This window comes from Pedobacter sp. AC163 (genome assembly GCF_979258665.1).
Map to the genome: position 1 here is coordinate 1,492,614 of NZ_OZ409872.1, position 17,569 is coordinate 1,510,182.

A 17,569-nucleotide genomic window follows, 5' to 3' on the forward strand; every position below is an offset into this window, starting at 1 on the left:
ATAGTTATTTTGGTTTATTTGTTTGCAAGCGTTATTAAAATTACCCTTCCACCATCCTCTTTAGATAGTAAAAGCTTCTTTCCATCTGTTAGTTCGACCATCGAACCAATAGGAATTTCCTTTTCTTCAGTTTTATCTACCAAAGATGTGAGTTTTTGGTTAACTAACACCCATTTTCCTTCGTGAAAAGTAAAATAACCCACTGGTATTTTTTGTTCGTCTGTTAGTTTTTCATTTCTAACCACATTTCTGTTTACATGCCACTGAAACAAGTATTGATTATTGTACACCATCAATCTGTGGTTTTCAGGTTTCCAAACTGAGGGCTGAAATTGATAATATAAATCCAATATGGGCAAAGTTCCTTTATGGCTGGTACCGCAAAACGGACATTTTGGAATAGAGGTATTATCGAAAACATACCATTTCTGATCGCAATAAATATTGCTGCATTGCTGCATTAAATCTGTAGTTTTAAGCAAAGCGATTTCCCACTCCTCTGCCGTTGGACGCTGCATAGGATTGTGCAAACCATCAATAAAAGCCTTATCAAAAAGTGCCTTTAAGTATGGACCGGTAATGGTATAGGGTATTTTATTCACATCGGCCCAATAGGTATCCCATTTGGAAACCTGATTCATTTTTGGCCGGTTCGATGAATCTGTTGGATGTTCTACAAACAATGCCTTCTCGCCCATACTCAACAAATCGTCCTTTTCGGTATCCAGATCATGAACCTTGCCGCCTTTTAAGGGATGCCGATGCAGCAAATACATATAAATTAAACAAGCTAAAGCGTGTAAGTCTGTTAACCGGTTTGGTAATTTCCTGGCGGGATCGTTTTTTTCAAGATGTTTGGTAGCCAAAACTTCCGGAGCGATGAAATCTGCAGTTCCAATTACTTCGGCTTGGAATATGCCAGGAACAACCAAACCATCTAAATCAATCATACAGGCAGAACCTGTTGAAGGATCTATTAACACGTTGTTGTATGATAAATCGGAATGAGAAAGCCCCATTTGGTGCATTTTTTTTACCCCACGGGATAAATTAACGCCAATTTGAAAATAGTTAAGCCATCGGCCCAATTCATTTTGATCTAAACTTAAGGGGAACTGCCTATTTCTAAATTTGGCGGCGGCAAACCATTTTCCATTTTTTTCTTCCCCTTTAATTAAGTCGCTTGAGCTATAACCTTTGGAAAAGAAAAATTTAGAATTGTAAATCGGAACAATAATTCCAATGCGATCATGGGTTTCGATGATATCAGTTGGCCAACGATAAATTTCTTCTAAATAATACTTTCCAGCCTCTTTGGTTTCTATCTGATTGAGGTATTTAGTAACTATTTTGGTCAGTCTTTCTTTTTGATTAAAATCTTGTTTCTCTTTAAAAATAGCAACAACGTACTTTCTATCCGGGCTAAAATATACATTCTTTGCAGTTCCACTTTTCGGATCGCCATTATCTACATATTGATAAGATTTGCCTGTAAGTGAAGATTTAACGGTAATTGTAGACATAGTTTCTCTCTAAAAAATAACAGCTAAAGTTCGATCATCGTGATTACCGGGACTCCAAAAATCCATCCATGCAGATAACTGATCAGCAATTTTTTCATTATCAGACTCGAAATCTACTCCCGCACTATCTTCATTGTTGCCCCCTAAATCTTCTACAAATGTTTTCCAATTTTCGAGCTTTTCCAGATTGGCTTCCACAACAAATTTTGCATCATAAATTCCATCGGTCATGAGCATAAGATAAGAGAAATCTTCGATTAATGTAAAGCCAAAGCGAGTAGAAAATTTTTCACTCGTAAAAATTTCCGGCATAGTGATAAATCGCGTTCCCCCTCCAAATTCGCCAACATCGAGCCAATTCATTAACTTGATGTCGGTTAAATCTTTGTTCAATAAACCTATCGGACAATCGCCTACGCCAAATGTTAATATGGCATAACCGAAATCGTATTTTTTAAAAAGTGCAAAAATCAAGGTACTATGAAAATCTTTTAACGGACTTTCTGTTTTTGTAGCGAACTCTTCTATTTTATAATGTGCGAATTGAGCTGCTTTTGATAGGTTATTATAAACAAAATGGCTAATCTTTTTTTGTGCATCCTCTCCTATTTTATGATGATAATCGAAAAGAATCTGATCAAAACCCCTAAGTTTCTCTTCATTTAAATGATCAGAAAAATATTCGATTACAGCGTCACAGGCAATTTTCGATCCTTGGCGAGCTAATTTTGCACTTCCAGCACCATCAGCAACACAAACTATACTCCAGCCGTTTTCGTCAAAGTGCTTGAAAGCATAATCATCATCTCTAAACGACCCCACATTGGCATGGCTTCTTCCACGTTTTGAGGCCACAACAATATGTTTATCCCCTATCGGCTGAAAATCATTTGTATTATCCTCTTTCCAATAACTAGCAACTTTCCAATCTTCATCTTTCCCTTCAGCACTGGCAATATTTTTCCATAGAGATTTTGGATTGGCATTCACCACTAAAGAAAGCATTTTTTCATGTGCCTCGGTATCCAACTCCTCTCCTAAAACATTAAACTTCATTTTAATTTTGAAATCGCCACTTAAGCTCGGGTCGCCTTCAATTAAATTTAAAGTTGGGTTGAAAGTTAAACCATATTGCTCCAATCCCTCAAATTCAACATTTGTGATATCACTGAAACCTAACTTTTCAAACTGTAGGTTTGCATAATAGGGTTTCCCAACGGTTGCATTTGGAATGACAATTTGCTTGGCTAAAATATCTTCGATTTTGTTTTTCAAAATCCATTTATCTACCATAATTTGTTGCTTTTCTTTAATCAGTTTTACGGCATCAATATTAAATGTTTCGTTAACATATTTTTCAAAAATATGATGCCTAGCGGCTGAAACCTCAATGTTTTTGCTTTTGAGCAGATTTTGTATGTATTGTTTAGTTTCGAGCATGATTAACCCTGTGCTCTTCCTACATCAAAGCCACCTTCTCCATATCCATAACTACCAAAATTACCACACCAAGGGCAAGTACTCATGGGTTCGTTGCCGATACAATGTATTTTTTGGCATACACAAACTGCCAATCCAAACTGGTTGCCACAACACGGACAAGCGGGTGCTCCAATCAACTCTTCGCTATTCACTTTTTGCTGTACTGCACTTTCATCGCAGTACTCATAGTAAGAATTATCAACCTGAAAGCCGCCCACTAACTGGTAAGCTTGTGTTTGTAAATTCAAGCCTTCAAATCCCGATTCATTCATTACCTTTCGGTATTTCATTAAGTAAGGACGTTTGGTATTTTGGCATTTGGCCGATAACACTACATAATTGTTATCGATATATTGCGTATTTGCTGGTGCTTTTGAAATATCAATTTTTGAAAGTGTATCGCCATCCATCTTAGCCAGTTCAAAGCCCGATTCATTATTTTCTACACTGATACTACTCGTTTTAATGGAATCAGTTACCCATTTGAAAAACTTGTTGTAATCTTCCCCGGTGGCATTTTTAAAATGCAGTACATTTTCTGTTAGTTCGGATAGCACTCGGGTGTCCGTACTATCGCCAAAAGAAATAGCCACCATGTTTGCCGTACGTTGCCAGTTTTGCTTCCACTCAGAAATTGCTGTTTTAGTATCATCAGTGGGTACACCATCGGTAAACAAAAATACGATAGGTTTCCAATCCCCTTTTTGTTCCATGGTGGTTTTTACAATATCTTTCCGCATCTGGTACATTAAATGCCCTAGGCCCTTACTTAACGAAGTGCCCCCACCAATTGGAAATTTTGGTGGGTAAAAACTCACCACTTCCTGCAATGGTACTAACGTTTTTGCCTGACCTGCGAAAACAATAATCGAGATCCATACGGTTTCAATGGCATAAGGATCAGTTTTTATAGCTTTTATGATAGTCGCCATACCTTCTTCAACCTGCTGGATTTGGTCTCCAACCATCGATTCGGAAATATCTATTAAGAAATAAATGGGTAATCTTCTCATATTAAAAATAGTTGTTTATCAGCAAGAGTATAATCAGCAATATAATCTGAGTCATATCAACCGCCAAGCCTTGCCCTACTTGAAATGGTTTTATTAAGGTTTTTAGAAAATTAAGAACAGGCTGAAAAATACCTTGAAAAAAATTAAATGCACTTTTATATCTGGTATTTAGCTTATCCTTATGGGGTAACAATTTCGAATATAAAAACAGGCCGACTATTAAAATATTTAGAAAAATCCTGAAGGCTAAAATCATACAAAAATGGCTTTCCGAATTTCTCCAGCAATGATTTTGTAGCTATCCTTTACACGTTCGTTATAGCTGGAACAGCCATAAATAAGTATATTTTTGCTATCTCCTAAATGGTTGATAGAAAAGTAAGTAACCACATCATTATGAACTTCCTTCATTTCTCCGGTTTTGGTTTTGCGATCAAATACATCTATAAATCCGATGCTTAAGTACAAACAGTTGCCCGCCAAACGGGTAGCCAATAAACTAAATTTCGCATGATGGCTATTTCTCAAAGTACGTTCAACGTGATGCATACTTAATTTATCAACGCTAAAAGTTTCGTAGCAATTTACTATTCCATCTAAAGTACCATCTTGAAAAGGATCAAGCGGTTCGTTGTAGCTGTGTTGTGCGGGAACATCATGGTCTTCTCCACCAGAGGATATTTTAACAATAAAACCAATGATGGTAATTGCTAAACTGATTATGCCGAGTACATCCATTTAGATTACCATTGTTATTTCACTTGGTGGGGGCGGTAGTGCAACACTTTCTCCCGTTCCCTGGCTTTTGTTACCTTGTTCGATGGTTTCTGAAACCCATTTAAAAAACTGCTTCAGTGTAGAACTGTCGGCAGTATCCAAATGAACAACATCGGGTGTGAGTTCTTTTAGAAGTGCATCATTTGCAGAATGTCCAGCAGCACAGCCAACAATTGCGCCGAAGTTTAATGATTTTATTTTTGGCACCATTTCACGATACAACTGCAAATCGCTAGGTTTTCCATCAGTGAAGAGAAATAAAAGCGGCTTCCAATCTCCCTTTTGCGTAGCAATTCCTTTGATCAGATCATTTTGAACTTTCTCATATAACATATCCAAAGCCTGGCCTGTATGGGTTGGGCCACTTTGCGGACAAGTAATTTCAGGAAGCTGAAAAGAAGCTAATTCGGTTAAGGAAACGATTTCTTTCACCTCACGATCGAAAGTGATCATCGAAATCCAAAGCGAATCAAGTGCCTGTGCATCGGTCCTCAAAGTATTAATCATCCCACTTAGGGCGTTGTTCAAAGCCTGTATCGGCTCTCCATACATGGATCCTGAAGTATCAATTAGAAAGTAAACAGGTAGTCTTCTCATAATTTTCTGTTAAACAACGATATTCAACTCAGATGGTGGCGGAGGAAGTTCTTTCAGCAAACTAATTTCCTTCCCTGCATCTTCAACTTTTGTAGAGGTTACACCAATTGAAGCCGTTACCCATTGAAAGAACTTGCCAATACTCGCAGAATCTGCTGTATCTAAACTTACAACATTATCTGTGATTTGTTTAAGCACAGCGGTATCTGCCCCCGATCCTGCTGCACAGGCAACAGTGAAAGCGACTTTTTGCTTCTTAAATTCAGCCAAACCTGGTAACCAATCATCGGTTGGTACGCCGTCAGTCATGATAAAAACCAATGGCTTCCAATCTCCTTTTTGTTCGGTTGTAGTTTTGGCTACTTCATTTTCAATTCTGTTGGAAACCAATCGTAAAGCTTCGCCCAATGCCGTAACTCCAGTAGCTTTTAAATCGACCATTTGGAAAGATGCCAAATCGGTGAGCGGAATGATTTGTTGTGCAACACTATCAAAGGTGATCACACTTAAAAAAGCGGTTTCAATGGCTTGAGGATTTTGTCTTAAGGAACTAATCATCACCTGAACTCCATTTTTTACAGCTTCTATAGGCTCTCCACTCATCGAACCTGATGTATCTAGCAGCAGGTAAACGGGTAATCTTCTCATATAAAATTATTGAGGAATATTGTGAGTGTTGGCGGTTTCGTTGTTATTATGTGGCAGATTGTAAGTGCTACCATTATTATTTTGTCCAGGAATATTGTAACCAGTTCCTGTGCCATAAGTAGGATCGTTTTGGTTTATATGCGAAATAATTTCGGCAGTATAATCTTTGCCTCCACTTAAAATAGTATAAATATTTTGTATAGTATAAACCGGCCCCCATGGAATTCCCCACCATCCTAAGAAAAAGTTGGTAAACAAATGCCCTAAACCAGGCACCACCCTACTTTTACCAGGATGGATAAAATGGAAATCAGATGGGTTATTGAATGTCATCACCACTACTGAGATGCAATATTTATACATTACAAATTTTCCGCCCTGCGCTACCAAACTCCTAATTTGATCGCCAGATAAACCCTCTATATTTTTAATGTTCATTACAAATAAGATTTAATGATTAAATGAATGGTTTGCCCTAAAAACGTATCAGGTGTTGGATCGCCGATGGCATCGAATTTCCATTCATCATTACGTTTGTACAATTTGCCTAAAATCAGCGCTTTTTTACCTGCATAACTTTGTTCGGCAGAAACGTTGTAAGACGCAAAAACTTCTTTCACCTGTGTAGGTGTACCTTCGTACATTCTAATTTTTGAATATGGAATTTGGGAGAAATCCTCTTTCCCAACATTATTCAAAAAGAAAAATATTTTAGAAACTTTTGGATCAATTTTAGCTAAATCGACTGTAATAATCTCATTATCCAATCCATCATCGCCACCAGAATCTCCTTGCAAGTCATCGCCAGTATGCCTCAAAGCACCATCCAATGAAACCAATTTCCCTTTTGGCAAACCAAATTGCTGTAAGAAATCAATATTGTACAGCGGCGAATAGATATGATCACACAAATTATTGTTTTCATCGATTAGAATGCAACTTAAATCTAAATCTACGCTTTGTTTATTGGTAGATAAACCGAGAAACCCCTTTGTTTCTATTGCGCCCCAGTTAACGCCTACACAAAAACTGGTGAGTTTCGCACCGGTTTCTTTACGTAAATCAATTTTCTGCCCTTTTGATAAATTAATAGCCATCCTTTAGTTTAGTTTTAGTTATACTTATTCAAGAAAAATTCAAGCCCATCTTTCATCCCGGCACCTACGGCCTCAAATTTCCATTCGTTATTTCGTTTATAAATCCTCCCAAATTCTACCGCTGTTTCGATTGAAAAATCTTCTTCCAACTCATATTTAAGTATCTCGGTTTTGGTACCATCGAATATTCGGATATAAGAATTTCTGATTTGTCCAAAATTTTGTCGCCTGTTTTCAGCATCATGAATGGTTACCACGATACAGATTTCAGCAGCAGTTGCTGCAATTTTTGAGAGGTCGACTTTTATTTGTTCATCATCACCATCGCCATCACCAGTTAAATTATCACCAGTGTGTTCAACCGCCCCATCTGGCGTTTTCAAATTATTGTAGAATACGAAATGCGCATCGGATAATAATCTCTTATTTTCACCTAATACGAAAATCGAAGTATCTAAATCGAAGCTAGTACCAGTTGATGAACTATTGGTATCCCAGCCTAATCCGACTGTAAATTGTGGAGCACTAATTGATTCTCTTTGCCCCTTTTGCAGGTTAATTGCCATATTTGGTTGTATTTTAGCTTGAAGTTATCTTTGCTGAATTTGTGTTATAAAATCTATTTAGTTCGCGTATTTTTTTAAAACTTCCAAAAAGCTATCTGTTGGATGAGGCTCTCCAATGGCTCGGAATTTCCAGCCATCATCTTTACGATAGGCCTCAGCAAAAACCATTGTACACATACCATTTAACGAAGCATCGCCAGAAAGGCTGTATCTCGTAATTTCTTTCCCTTTTGCATCAACCGCTCTGATAAAGGCATTTTCAACCATGCTAAAATGTTGGTTGTTCTGCCTCCCTTGATAAATCGAAACCACAAAAACAATCTTTTGATAAATGGGATCCAAGGCATCTAGTTTAACAATAATCTGTTCATCATCGCCATCGCCCGCTCCTGTTCTGTTATCACCAGTTAGCCAAATATTACCCGATGGATGTCTCATGGAGTTAAAGAAAATAACATCTCCTTCGAAAAGACCAACCTGACGGCCGTTTTGGTTAACGGTTCTGCCCAAATTCATGATCTTATCGTTTCCATCGAGCAGAAAAGCAATGGCGTCTAAATCGAACTCTTCCTCCTTAGGACCAAAAAGTTTCCCTAAAAAGCCTGTGTTTTTTTGTCGGACATCCCACCCCAAGCCCATCGTCACTTTTGATAAATCGAAAGATTCCCCTTTATCATTTTTTCGGAGATCAATAGTTTGACCTTTTACTAAGTTAATAGCCATAAAGAGCGTTGTTAATTTATTTTATAATTTGACCTTTGAAATATTTTGATAAAAAGAAAGATAAATCTTCACGATACCCGATTCCTGAAGCTTCGAATTTCCATTTACCTTCACGTTTATAAAGTCTGCCAAATTCTACACCAGTTTCAATAGAAAAATCTTCGCCCAACTCATATTTTGCCACTTCTTCACCGGTGCTATCATCAACTATTCGGATATATGAATTTCTAACTTGCCCATAATTTTGTTTACGGGTAATGGCATCATGGATGGTTACTACAAAAAGAATCTCCTGGATATTGGTATCAACCTTCGACAAATCAACCTGAATACTTTCATCATCGCCTGTAGCACTATTTCCTCCTGTCGGATCATCGCCTGTATGGTGTAATGCATGATCAGGTGAATCTGTATTGCCATAGAAAATGAAGTACTCCTCCACAGGAATTAGTCTGTTTCCATCAATCATAAAAGCCGAAGCATCCAAATCGAAATCGTAGCCAGTACCTTCATTTGGATCCCAGCCTAAACCAACAGTAATTTTAGATAATCCGATATCGATTTTTTGTCCTTTTTGTAAATTAATAGCCATTGTTAAATTTAGTTTTTGATGTTTTATGTTGAAAAAATGAGATGCACGCGACACTCAGCTACATAAAAATGCAGCGAGACGCTGAAAAGATCGAATCGGATTAAAACCGACGCAAACAATCGTAATAAAATAAATAGGGATAGAAATAGTTACAGCGACAAGGGTTGAGCGCTAATTTTTACATCCTGTAACCGGGTTTATCTGTTTAAATGTTTCCTAACAAATATATTATTTTGGATTTTAATTGCAAATTTCCTACTCAAAAATGTTGTAAATTTTGAGCTACAATCTATACTTTTTCATGGCTACCCAAAGCTTTTCGTCCATTTGATAAACATCAGGGCGATATTCTATTTTATTGTTCTGAGCCCAGGCTGTGAAATAAGTAATAATTAATGGTACTGGTTTTTTTGGGCCAAACCAAGCTGGTTTAAGTTTAAATGCTTTCGTGGTATCGGCTTTCGCTGCCATGCGCTTTTTGTACCATTTGTTATGCGTACTGTCAACCGGTGGCAAATCTACCTCTGCCCTAAGTTTATCATAGGTGTAACCATCGCCAACCAATTTTTCGGCAAACTCAAGTGGCTTTTCTACACGAACGCAACCATGGCTAATTGCTCTATTTGTTAAGTTAAAACCGTTCTTGTTATTCGTATCGTGAAGATAGATGCTGGAGCTATTATCGAAAATAAACTTAAATTTCCCTAAAGCATTACCACCGCCTGAACCTTGCTTAAACTTAAAAGGGAGTTTATCGCGTGAGTATCTGCTCCAGTTTATCGTATCTGGTTCACCAATAAGTTTATCTTTATAATAAACGTTAATGTTGCTGTTTGATAGATAGTAGGGATCCTTTCTGGCCATCCAATAAATTTCGCTTTGCGCAATACTCACGGGAATATTCCAAACCGGGTTGGCCTGTATAGAATTAATTTTACTAAACAACAATGGGGTTTCATGGTTTTTAGGCTTATCATCTAAATTTCCAGATTTCACAAATGCCTTCAACTTCTCGTCGTAACCACTTTCGCGTTTACCACCCACACAAACTTTCATTGATATTACCGTATCTTGCTTATCAAACCAGGTAAGTTTAAAATCAGGAATGTTTACTTGGACGTAATTGTCGCCGGTCTCAGGCATTTTCCAACGAAAACGCTCCATATTTAAAAGCAAAATACGTTTTTCATCCAATGCATCGGCCTTTAAGTATGCCTCTTGCAAAGCTTTATATTGGACTGATTTCGGCTGAACTATACGTAAGGTATCAATTAAACTTTCGGAAGCCAGGAGCTTTGTCATCCCCAAACTATCTGGCCGCTTTACTTTAATATAATATCTGGAGAAAATATTGCGAGGGTTTACAACACCGTATTTTAAATAATTATTGTAATTAAGGTAGGCATTAGCAGATAATAATTCCAGTTTCGCAATTACCGGATAGGTTTCCTCAACATTTTTAAATTTGTTTGCCGCTAACTCAGCTAGTAAACCTTTTATTTCCTCAGTTTTAAATATTTTCGGATTAAACCCATGCACCTTACTATTTTCTAAATACGCAACTAGTGAATCTAATTCCCCATCGGTGTAGAATTTTGTCACCAATTTTGGCTCATTAGTCGTGGAAGTATAATAAGCTTTAATAGTTTTAGGGTTTACAAATGATTCTGATAAACTATTCATAGTGGAAACAAACACGCTATCGAAAGCAACAGTATCAAAATCTTTATAAATCTTATTTTTAAAATGTTCCGATAGCACTTTGCCAATCGCTGGTGGCTGTTTAAACCATCCACAGGCAGCAATACAAATAATTATAGGGATAAAAAGAAAGCGAAAGTTTTTCAAAGCGTCGAGTTTTTAGTGTAATAAGTGAGCAACAGCAATTATAAAAATGCAAATGAGGCAAATTAAGTGCCATTATTTTTTGATTTACGGATGCAAACGTTATATTTGCCAATGCATATCAGCTAAAGTATTGATACTGGCAGAAATAAATATATGAATTTAACTTTGAATCATCACTTACATTTACACCATCGCCGATAGGCGATATGATATGTTTGTTTTGTACTTCAAAACTTTTTTTCCGTAAAATTATTTCTTGTTCATTCTATATTCAATACTTTGAAAACACTAAAAATTGCTATCCAAAAATCGGGTAGGTTAAACGAAAAATCCGTAGAAATATTAAAAAATTGTGGTCTTTCTTTCGAAAACTACAAGAGTTCATTAATATCAACTGTTCAAAATTTTCCATTAGAAATTCTTTTTCTTCGCGATGATGATATTCCAGAATACGTTCAGGATGGCATTGCCGATTTAGGTATTGTTGGCGAAAATGTGATCACTGAAACTCAGGCTAGAGTTGAGTATTTACAAAAGCTTGGCTTTGGAAAATGCACCCTAAAAATTGCAGTTCAAACCGGTAGTCAAATTCAAGATTTGGATGATTTAAATGGCAAAGCCATCGCTACTTCTTACCCGGTAATTCTTGAAAAATTCTTAACAGAAAAAGGAATAAAATCTGATATCAGAACCATCTCTGGTTCGGTAGAAATTGGTCCTGGTTTAGGCTTGAGTGATGCCATTTTTGACATCGTTTCTACTGGCGGAACTCTTAAAAGTAATGGACTAAAACCATTCGCAGATGTGATGCAATCCGAGGCAGTTTTAATTGGAAATAAATCGATTTTAGACAACCCAGAAGTTGCAGAATTATTGCAAAGAATTCGTTCGGTTTTAAGCGCAAAATCTAACAAATATGTGGTGCTTAATGTATCGAAAGACAACCTGCAAAAAGTTGTCGATTTATTGCCAGGTGTTAAAAGCCCGACAATAGTTCCGTTGTTCGAACCCAACTGGGTTGCTGTTCATTCTGTAATTGCGGAAGAAGATTTCTGGGACAAAATCAATAGCCTAAAAGCTGCTGGAGCGGAGGGAATTTTAGTGATGCCAATTGAAAAAATTATCACTTAAAATAGCAACAAAACCTCTAAATACCTATTAACTATTAGTTAATTTAAAATCATAACACCTTGAAAGTCTACAATTATAAAGATTTATCTACATCAAAGATCAAGGAATTGTGTTCGAGAGAAATTGAAGACGATAAATTGGTTGAAGAACGCGTTGCAGATATCATTAAAACTGTTAAAAATGATGGCGATAAAGCACTCTTCAATTTCGCCAAAGCGTTTGATAAAGTAGAATTAGAAAAGCTTTATTTAGATGCAGAAGAATTGAAAGTCATTGCATCAACCATTCCTGCGGATGCGAAACAAGCCATTGAAACAGCTTATCATAACATCAAAACTTTTCATCAATCTCAACTAAAAACTGAAGATAGAATTGAAACCATGCCTGGTGTGGTTTGCTGGCGAGAATCCAGGGCGATTGAAAAGGTAGGCCTCTATATTCCAGGCGGCACTGCTGTTTTACCAAGCACTTTCTTGATGTTGGCTACACCTGCATTAATTGCTGGCAGTAGAGAGATCATAGTGTGCTCACCCCCACAAAGCGACGGCAAAACTAATTGTTACCTCGCCTATTGTGCTGTGCTTCTAGGTATCGAGAAAATCTATCTCATTGGCGGTGCTCAAGCTATTGCCGCAATGGCTTTCGGAACGGAAACTGTGCCCCAAGTTTATAAGATCTTTGGTCCAGGAAACCGCTATGTTACAACAGCAAAAACGATGGTTCAAAATAAGGTTGCAATAGACATGCCCGCAGGCCCATCAGAGGTTTTAGTGATTGCTGATGATACTGCCAATCCGTCATTTGTTGCCGCTGACTTGCTAGCTCAAGCAGAACACGGAGTTGATAGTCAATCAATTTTGGTTTCTACCTCAAGTGAGTTCATAGATGATACTGTTCAAGAACTTCAAAAACAGTTATCTGATTTACCTAGAAAGGATATTGCAGCGAAAGCTATTGAAAATTCTTACGTTGTTTTAGTCGATCATTTAGATGCTGCAATGGAATTTTCTAACGAATATGCGCCGGAACACTTGATTTTGGCTACAAGCAATTTTGAGAACCTTATTCCATTGATAATCAATGCTGGTTCGGTATTTTTAGGAAACTTTACTCCAGAAAGTGCTGGTGATTATGCATCAGGAACAAATCATACTTTACCTACAAGTGGCTTTGCTAAAGCTTATTCGGGTGTGTCAACTGATGCTTTTCTTAAAAAGATAACTTTTCAGCATTTGTCGGTAAATGGATTAGAGAACATTGGAAATACTGTTGAAACACTTGCAGCTGCCGAAGGCTTGCAGGCACATAAGAATGCGATTACAATAAGATTAAAGAACAAGGATTAAAGAACAAAGATTTAAAGCAAAAAGTAGAACTAAGGCTTAAACACCAAGTCACTCATTTTTGCTGACAGTTCCTTTATCTATCACACGCAATAAGATTAAAGAACAAGGATTAAAAAACAAAGATTTAAAGTAAAAAGTAGTACTAAGGTTTAAACACCAAGTCATTCATCTTTACTCCTTGTTCCTTTAATATCAAACAGAAATAACATGGACATTAACGAATTAGTAAGAGAAAATATAAAAAACCTTAAACCATATTCTACTGCCAGAGATGAGTTTAAAGGACAAGCATCTGTATTTTTGGATGCCAATGAGAACAGCTATGGTTCTCCCCTACCCGCAAATTATAATCGCTACCCAGACCCACTACAATTGGATTTAAAGGATGCCATTAGCAAGATTAAAGGGGTGCCTATTGAAAATACCTTTTTAGGCAATGGAAGTGATGAAGCAATAGATTTGCTTTTCCGAGCCTTTTGTAACCCAGGAAAAGACAATGTGATCGTTCTTCCGCCAACGTATGGCATGTATGAAGTTTCTGCAAATATAAATGATGTAGAAATTCGCAAAGTCAGCTTACTGCCAAATTTCCAATTAGACATGGAAAAGATTGCAGAAACGATTGATAAAAACACAAAATTAATCTTCATTTGTTCGCCAAATAATCCGACAGGAAATTCGATAAACCGAGAAGATATTGAAACAATTTTAGCCAACTTTAAAGGCATCGTTATGGTTGATGAAGCCTACATAAATTATGCTCGCCAAAAGACCTTTATTCAGGAGCTAACGGAGTATTCAAACCTGGTAGTTTTACAAACTTTTTCGAAGGCGTGGGGGCTTGCAGCTTTGCGTTTGGGCATGGCGTTTTCATCGAGAAAAGTGATTGATGTTTTGAACAAAATTAAGCCTCCTTACAACATCAATCAGGCCACACAAGATTTAGCTTTTGAGGCGTTAAAAAATATTGCGCAAGTTAACGATTGGATCAAAGAATCTGTCGCCGAAAGAGACCGTCTTTCCGCTGATTTAAATGCGTTAAATTTTGTTAAAAAAGTTTATCCATCTGATGCCAATTTTATACTGGTAGAAGTGACGGACGCAACTCAAATTTATGATAGTTTGGTTGATGAAGGCATCATCGTTCGCGACCGTTCGAAAGTGACTTTGTGCGAAGGTTGTTTACGAATTACCGTTGGAACAAGAGAAGAAAATGATAAACTATTATCCATTTTGAAAACGAAATAAAAAGATGAAGAAAGTATTATTTATAGATCGCGATGGAACTTTAAATATTGAACCTGAAGATGAGCAGGTAGATAATTTTGCAAAGCTGAAATTTTATCCACGGTCGTTGTACTACCTATCCAAAATTGCGGCAGAGATGGATTACGAATTGGTAATGGTAACGAATCAGGATGGATTGGGAACACCATCAAATCCAGAAGAAAATTTTTGGCCAATCCATAATTTCATGCTGGATACTTTTGCAGGAGAAGGTGTAAATTTTAGCGAAATTATTATTGATAGAACTTTTGCAAAGGATAATGCCCCCACCCGCAAACCCGGAACGGCTTTACTTACCAAGTATTTAAATGGCGATTACGATTTGCAGCACTCATACGTGATTGGTGATAGGTTGAATGATGTTGTACTGGCCAAAAATTTAGGAGCGAAAGCTATTTTTCTACGCCAGAATGATGCACTCGGGTCTACAGAAGCTTTAGATAAACATGAAACCTTGCTTGACATCATCATCCTGGAAACGCAAAAATGGGAGGATATTTACAATCTTTTAAAAGCAGGAAGCAGAAAAATTAACCACGTTCGCAAAACCAACGAAACCGATATTACCATTAATTTGGATTTGGATGGCACTGGGAAAGCTAAAATTGAAACAGGTTTAAACTTTTTCGATCACATGCTGGATCAAATAGCCCGGCATGGTAGTGTTGATTTGGAGGTTATTGCCAAGGGCGATTTACACATTGATGAACACCACACCATTGAAGATACAGGAATAGCACTTGGTGAAGCTTTTGCTCAAGGATTAGGCAATAAATTGGGCATCGAGCGCTATGGTTTCTGCCTCCCGATGGATGATTGCTTGGCCCAGGTTGCCATTGATTTTGGTGGCCGCGACTGGATTGTTTGGGATGCTGAATTCAAACGTGAAAAAGTTGGCGATATGCCGACGGAGATGTTTTACCACTTCTTCAAATCTTTTAGCGATGCTGCGAAATGTAATTTAAACATAAAAGCAGAGGGCGAAAACGAACATCACAAAATTGAAGCTATATTTAAAGCGTTTGCAAAAGCAATTAAAATGGCGGTTAAACGTGATGCAGAAAAGATGGTGTTGCCAAGTACAAAGGGAGTTTTGTAAGGTAGAGGGCTGAAAGTTGGAAGGTTGAAGGTTAATGCACAAACTTCAAATTATAACCCTGATAGCAGCGAACACGTATCTCGATTTTTCATCGGGAGAAACGAATAGCTCCAAAGGAGTGCCTTTGGCACAGGACTACGGCACCAATGAAAAACTGACATTCGTTTTCAAATTTTATAAAAAAGTGTCTTGTCTTGATACTCGATACTAAATACTTGATACTAATTATGATTGGAATAGTGAACTACGGAGCGGGGAATATTTTTTCTTTAACCGCAGCTTTAGAAAGGCAAAACATCACTTACGGAATGGTAAATACGGAGACTGATTTCGACAAATACAGTCACATTATCATCCCTGGGGTTGGCCATGCGGGTGCAGCAATGAAAAAACTGGAACAAACCGGTTTAGTTAGTGCCATCAAAGCCTTAAAAAAACCCGTACTTGGGATTTGTGTAGGCATGCAACTCATTACCGAACATTCGGAAGAAGGAGATGCTGAACTATTGGATATTGTACCGGTGAAGACTAAAAAGTTTGATAAGGCATTGCAAATCAAGATTCCACATATGGGCTGGAATGATGTTGAGCATAAAAACAATTCATTGTTTGAGGGTGTTGAAGATAATGCACAATTTTACTTTGTTCATTCGTACTTTATTGAATATAACCCTACTTTTGACATCGCCTCTGCCAACTATGGACTAAAATTTTCGGCAGCAGTACAAAAAGATAATTTTTACGGCGTTCAGTTTCACCCGGAGAAATCGGGAAAAGCTGGCGAACAGATATTAAGAAATTTTTCAAACTTAAGTTGAGGAATGGCTCATATTTAGATAACTTTTCACTTTCAACTTTTAACTAAAAAAAAATGTATATAATTCCTGCAATTGATATTTTGGACGGAAAAGTAGTCCGCCTGCGAGAAGGCGATTACAATCAGAAAACCGAGTATGATGTTTCTATTGCCGATATGATAGAAAAATATCGTTCGAATGGAACTGATTTTATCCATATCATTGATTTGAATGGTGCAAAAGGCGATTTCAGCAACCAGAAATCACTTTTCGAAATCATTAAAAAAACCGAAATGAAAGTGCAGTACGGCGGTGGAATCCGTACAATTGAGCAGGTAACTAATTTGCTTGATGCAGGAATTCACCGTGTGATTGTAGGTACGCAAGCGATTACCAATCCTGATTTCTTGCAGGAATTGAGCGAAGCTTTTGCCAAAAAAGACAACTATGCAAACCGTATTGTGATCGCCATTGATGTTTTGGACGAAGTAATTAAATATTCTGGTTGGATGGAAAGCTCGCCAATTAAATTAATGGATTATGTTGATAAATGTTTGGCTTTAGGCTTCTTCCGTTTTTTATGTACAGACATTAGCAAAGACGGGAAATTAGGTGGAGCAGCAGTAGATTTATATAAAAAATTGCTTGATCATTCGCCAATGATTAAATTAATCGCATCTGGCGGTGTAAGTTCGATGGAAGATATCCATGAATTAGCGAAATATCCTATTAGAAGTGTAGTGGTTGGAAAGGCGATTTACGAGGATAGAATTACCATTGAGCAGATCAAAGATTGGAATTTGAAGATGTTGAGTAGTATATAAGTGAATGAACTCAAAGAAGCTGTTAATAATTGGGTTAATATTAATACCTATTAGCTTCGTAATGTTTCTATGGGGAATGCACATGTTTACCTATGTAGGTAATTATACAAAGTTTATGGGAGTTAGTGGACTCTGGTGCTTCCTTCTCTGTATACCGACTTTTATAATTGCCTTAGTTTTAGTAACAATTGCATCTAGAAGAAAAGATAAAATTTAACA

18 protein-coding genes are annotated in these 17,569 nt (G+C 37.2%); 6 read left to right on the forward strand and 12 right to left on the reverse strand.

What is annotated here, in order from left to right; translation table 11 throughout:
- Window positions 1–14: 14 nt before the first annotated feature.
- The 12 genes from ACZZZK_RS06215 to ACZZZK_RS06270 form a co-directional block, all read right to left on the reverse strand.
- Complete coding sequence (locus tag ACZZZK_RS06215) at window positions 15–1,523, reverse strand: protein kinase domain-containing protein (RefSeq protein ID WP_463483392.1); 1,509 nt, start codon at window positions 1,521–1,523, stop codon at window positions 15–17.
- Window positions 1,524–1,532: 9 nt separating this feature from the next.
- Complete coding sequence (locus ACZZZK_RS06220) at window positions 1,533–2,963, reverse strand: PP2C family serine/threonine-protein phosphatase (RefSeq protein ID WP_463483393.1); 1,431 nt, start codon at window positions 2,961–2,963, stop codon at window positions 1,533–1,535.
- Window positions 2,964–2,965: 2 nt separating this feature from the next.
- Complete coding sequence (locus ACZZZK_RS06225) at window positions 2,966–4,018, reverse strand: TerY-C metal binding domain-containing protein (RefSeq protein ID WP_463483394.1); 1,053 nt, start codon at window positions 4,016–4,018, stop codon at window positions 2,966–2,968.
- 252 nt (window positions 4,019–4,270) lie between these two features.
- The gene (locus tag ACZZZK_RS06230) at window positions 4,271–4,756 is read right to left on the reverse strand and encodes a hypothetical protein (RefSeq protein WP_463483395.1); all 486 of its coding nucleotides are present in this window, start codon (window positions 4,754–4,756) and stop codon (window positions 4,271–4,273) included.
- Window positions 4,757–5,392: a vWA domain-containing protein gene (locus ACZZZK_RS06235; protein WP_463483396.1), complete on the reverse strand. Its 636-nt coding sequence runs from the start codon at window positions 5,390–5,392 to the stop codon at window positions 4,757–4,759.
- 9 nt (window positions 5,393–5,401) lie between these two features.
- Window positions 5,402–6,040: a vWA domain-containing protein gene (locus ACZZZK_RS06240; protein WP_463483397.1), complete on the reverse strand. Its 639-nt coding sequence runs from the start codon at window positions 6,038–6,040 to the stop codon at window positions 5,402–5,404.
- A 6-nt stretch (window positions 6,041–6,046) separates the two neighbouring features.
- Window positions 6,047–6,478: a hypothetical protein gene (locus tag ACZZZK_RS06245; protein ID WP_463483398.1), complete on the reverse strand. Its 432-nt coding sequence runs from the start codon at window positions 6,476–6,478 to the stop codon at window positions 6,047–6,049.
- Window positions 6,478–7,137: a TerD family protein gene (locus tag ACZZZK_RS06250; RefSeq protein ID WP_463483399.1), complete on the reverse strand. Its 660-nt coding sequence runs from the start codon at window positions 7,135–7,137 to the stop codon at window positions 6,478–6,480. Before ACZZZK_RS06250 ends, ACZZZK_RS06245 begins: the two co-directional genes overlap by 1 nt.
- A gap of 14 nt (window positions 7,138–7,151) precedes the next feature.
- Window positions 7,152–7,703, reverse strand: a complete 552-nt coding sequence (locus ACZZZK_RS06255; protein ID WP_463483400.1) for a TerD family protein — start codon at window positions 7,701–7,703, stop codon at window positions 7,152–7,154.
- A 57-nt stretch (window positions 7,704–7,760) separates the two neighbouring features.
- Window positions 7,761–8,426: a TerD family protein gene (locus ACZZZK_RS06260; protein ID WP_463483401.1), complete on the reverse strand. Its 666-nt coding sequence runs from the start codon at window positions 8,424–8,426 to the stop codon at window positions 7,761–7,763.
- Window positions 8,427–8,442: 16 nt separating this feature from the next.
- Window positions 8,443–9,018, reverse strand: a complete 576-nt coding sequence (locus ACZZZK_RS06265) for a TerD family protein (RefSeq protein WP_463483402.1) — start codon at window positions 9,016–9,018, stop codon at window positions 8,443–8,445.
- 282 nt (window positions 9,019–9,300) lie between these two features.
- The gene (locus ACZZZK_RS06270) at window positions 9,301–10,866 is read right to left on the reverse strand and encodes a L,D-transpeptidase family protein (protein ID WP_463483403.1); all 1,566 of its coding nucleotides are present in this window, start codon (window positions 10,864–10,866) and stop codon (window positions 9,301–9,303) included.
- 279 nt (window positions 10,867–11,145) lie between these two features.
- Between ACZZZK_RS06270 and hisG the strand changes: the two genes are divergently transcribed.
- From hisG to hisA, 6 genes are all read left to right on the forward strand, one after another.
- Window positions 11,146–11,997 (forward strand): ATP phosphoribosyltransferase, encoded by an 852-nt coding sequence (gene hisG / locus ACZZZK_RS06275; RefSeq protein WP_463483404.1) that lies wholly within the window; start codon window positions 11,146–11,148, stop codon window positions 11,995–11,997.
- Between the two features lie 59 nt (window positions 11,998–12,056).
- Window positions 12,057–13,343: a histidinol dehydrogenase gene (gene hisD / locus ACZZZK_RS06280; protein ID WP_463483405.1), complete on the forward strand. Its 1,287-nt coding sequence runs from the start codon at window positions 12,057–12,059 to the stop codon at window positions 13,341–13,343.
- A gap of 207 nt (window positions 13,344–13,550) precedes the next feature.
- Window positions 13,551–14,591, forward strand: a complete 1,041-nt coding sequence (hisC, locus tag ACZZZK_RS06285; protein WP_463483406.1) for a histidinol-phosphate transaminase — start codon at window positions 13,551–13,553, stop codon at window positions 14,589–14,591.
- A 4-nt stretch (window positions 14,592–14,595) separates the two neighbouring features.
- Window positions 14,596–15,729 (forward strand): bifunctional histidinol-phosphatase/imidazoleglycerol-phosphate dehydratase HisB, encoded by a 1,134-nt coding sequence (gene hisB / locus ACZZZK_RS06290; RefSeq protein WP_463483407.1) that lies wholly within the window; start codon window positions 14,596–14,598, stop codon window positions 15,727–15,729.
- A gap of 227 nt (window positions 15,730–15,956) precedes the next feature.
- Window positions 15,957–16,547, forward strand: a complete 591-nt coding sequence (gene hisH, locus ACZZZK_RS06295) for an imidazole glycerol phosphate synthase subunit HisH (RefSeq protein WP_463483408.1) — start codon at window positions 15,957–15,959, stop codon at window positions 16,545–16,547.
- Window positions 16,548–16,600: 53 nt separating this feature from the next.
- Window positions 16,601–17,350, forward strand: coding sequence for a 1-(5-phosphoribosyl)-5-[(5-phosphoribosylamino)methylideneamino]imidazole-4-carboxamide isomerase (gene hisA / locus ACZZZK_RS06300; RefSeq protein ID WP_463483409.1), 750 nt, complete (start codon window positions 16,601–16,603; stop codon window positions 17,348–17,350).
- Window positions 17,351–17,569: the final 219 nt, after the last annotated feature.

Bases quoted from the DNA above. Each gene is read 5' to 3' on its own strand.
- ACZZZK_RS06215 (WP_463483392.1), bottom strand. From the start codon at position 1,523: ATGTCTACAATTACCGTTAAATCTTCACTTACAGGCAAATCTTATCAA.
- ACZZZK_RS06220 (WP_463483393.1), bottom strand. From the start codon at position 2,963: ATGCTCGAAACTAAACAATACATACAAAATCTGCTCAAAAGCAAAAAC.
- ACZZZK_RS06225 (WP_463483394.1), bottom strand. From the start codon at position 4,018: ATGAGAAGATTACCCATTTATTTCTTAATAGATATTTCCGAATCGATG.
- ACZZZK_RS06230 (WP_463483395.1), bottom strand. From the start codon at position 4,756: ATGGATGTACTCGGCATAATCAGTTTAGCAATTACCATCATTGGTTTT.
- ACZZZK_RS06235 (WP_463483396.1), bottom strand. From the start codon at position 5,392: ATGAGAAGACTACCTGTTTACTTTCTAATTGATACTTCAGGATCCATG.
- ACZZZK_RS06240 (WP_463483397.1), bottom strand. From the start codon at position 6,040: ATGAGAAGATTACCCGTTTACCTGCTGCTAGATACATCAGGTTCGATG.
- ACZZZK_RS06245 (WP_463483398.1), bottom strand. From the start codon at position 6,478: ATGAACATTAAAAATATAGAGGGTTTATCTGGCGATCAAATTAGGAGT.
- ACZZZK_RS06250 (WP_463483399.1), bottom strand. From the start codon at position 7,137: ATGGCTATTAATTTATCAAAAGGGCAGAAAATTGATTTACGTAAAGAA.
- ACZZZK_RS06255 (WP_463483400.1), bottom strand. From the start codon at position 7,703: ATGGCAATTAACCTGCAAAAGGGGCAAAGAGAATCAATTAGTGCTCCA.
- ACZZZK_RS06260 (WP_463483401.1), bottom strand. From the start codon at position 8,426: ATGGCTATTAACTTAGTAAAAGGTCAAACTATTGATCTCCGAAAAAAT.
- ACZZZK_RS06265 (WP_463483402.1), bottom strand. From the start codon at position 9,018: ATGGCTATTAATTTACAAAAAGGACAAAAAATCGATATCGGATTATCT.
- hisC (WP_463483406.1), top strand. From the start codon at position 13,551: ATGGACATTAACGAATTAGTAAGAGAAAATATAAAAAACCTTAAACCA.
- hisB (WP_463483407.1), top strand. From the start codon at position 14,596: ATGAAGAAAGTATTATTTATAGATCGCGATGGAACTTTAAATATTGAA.
- hisH (WP_463483408.1), top strand. From the start codon at position 15,957: ATGATTGGAATAGTGAACTACGGAGCGGGGAATATTTTTTCTTTAACC.
- hisA (WP_463483409.1), top strand. From the start codon at position 16,601: ATGTATATAATTCCTGCAATTGATATTTTGGACGGAAAAGTAGTCCGC.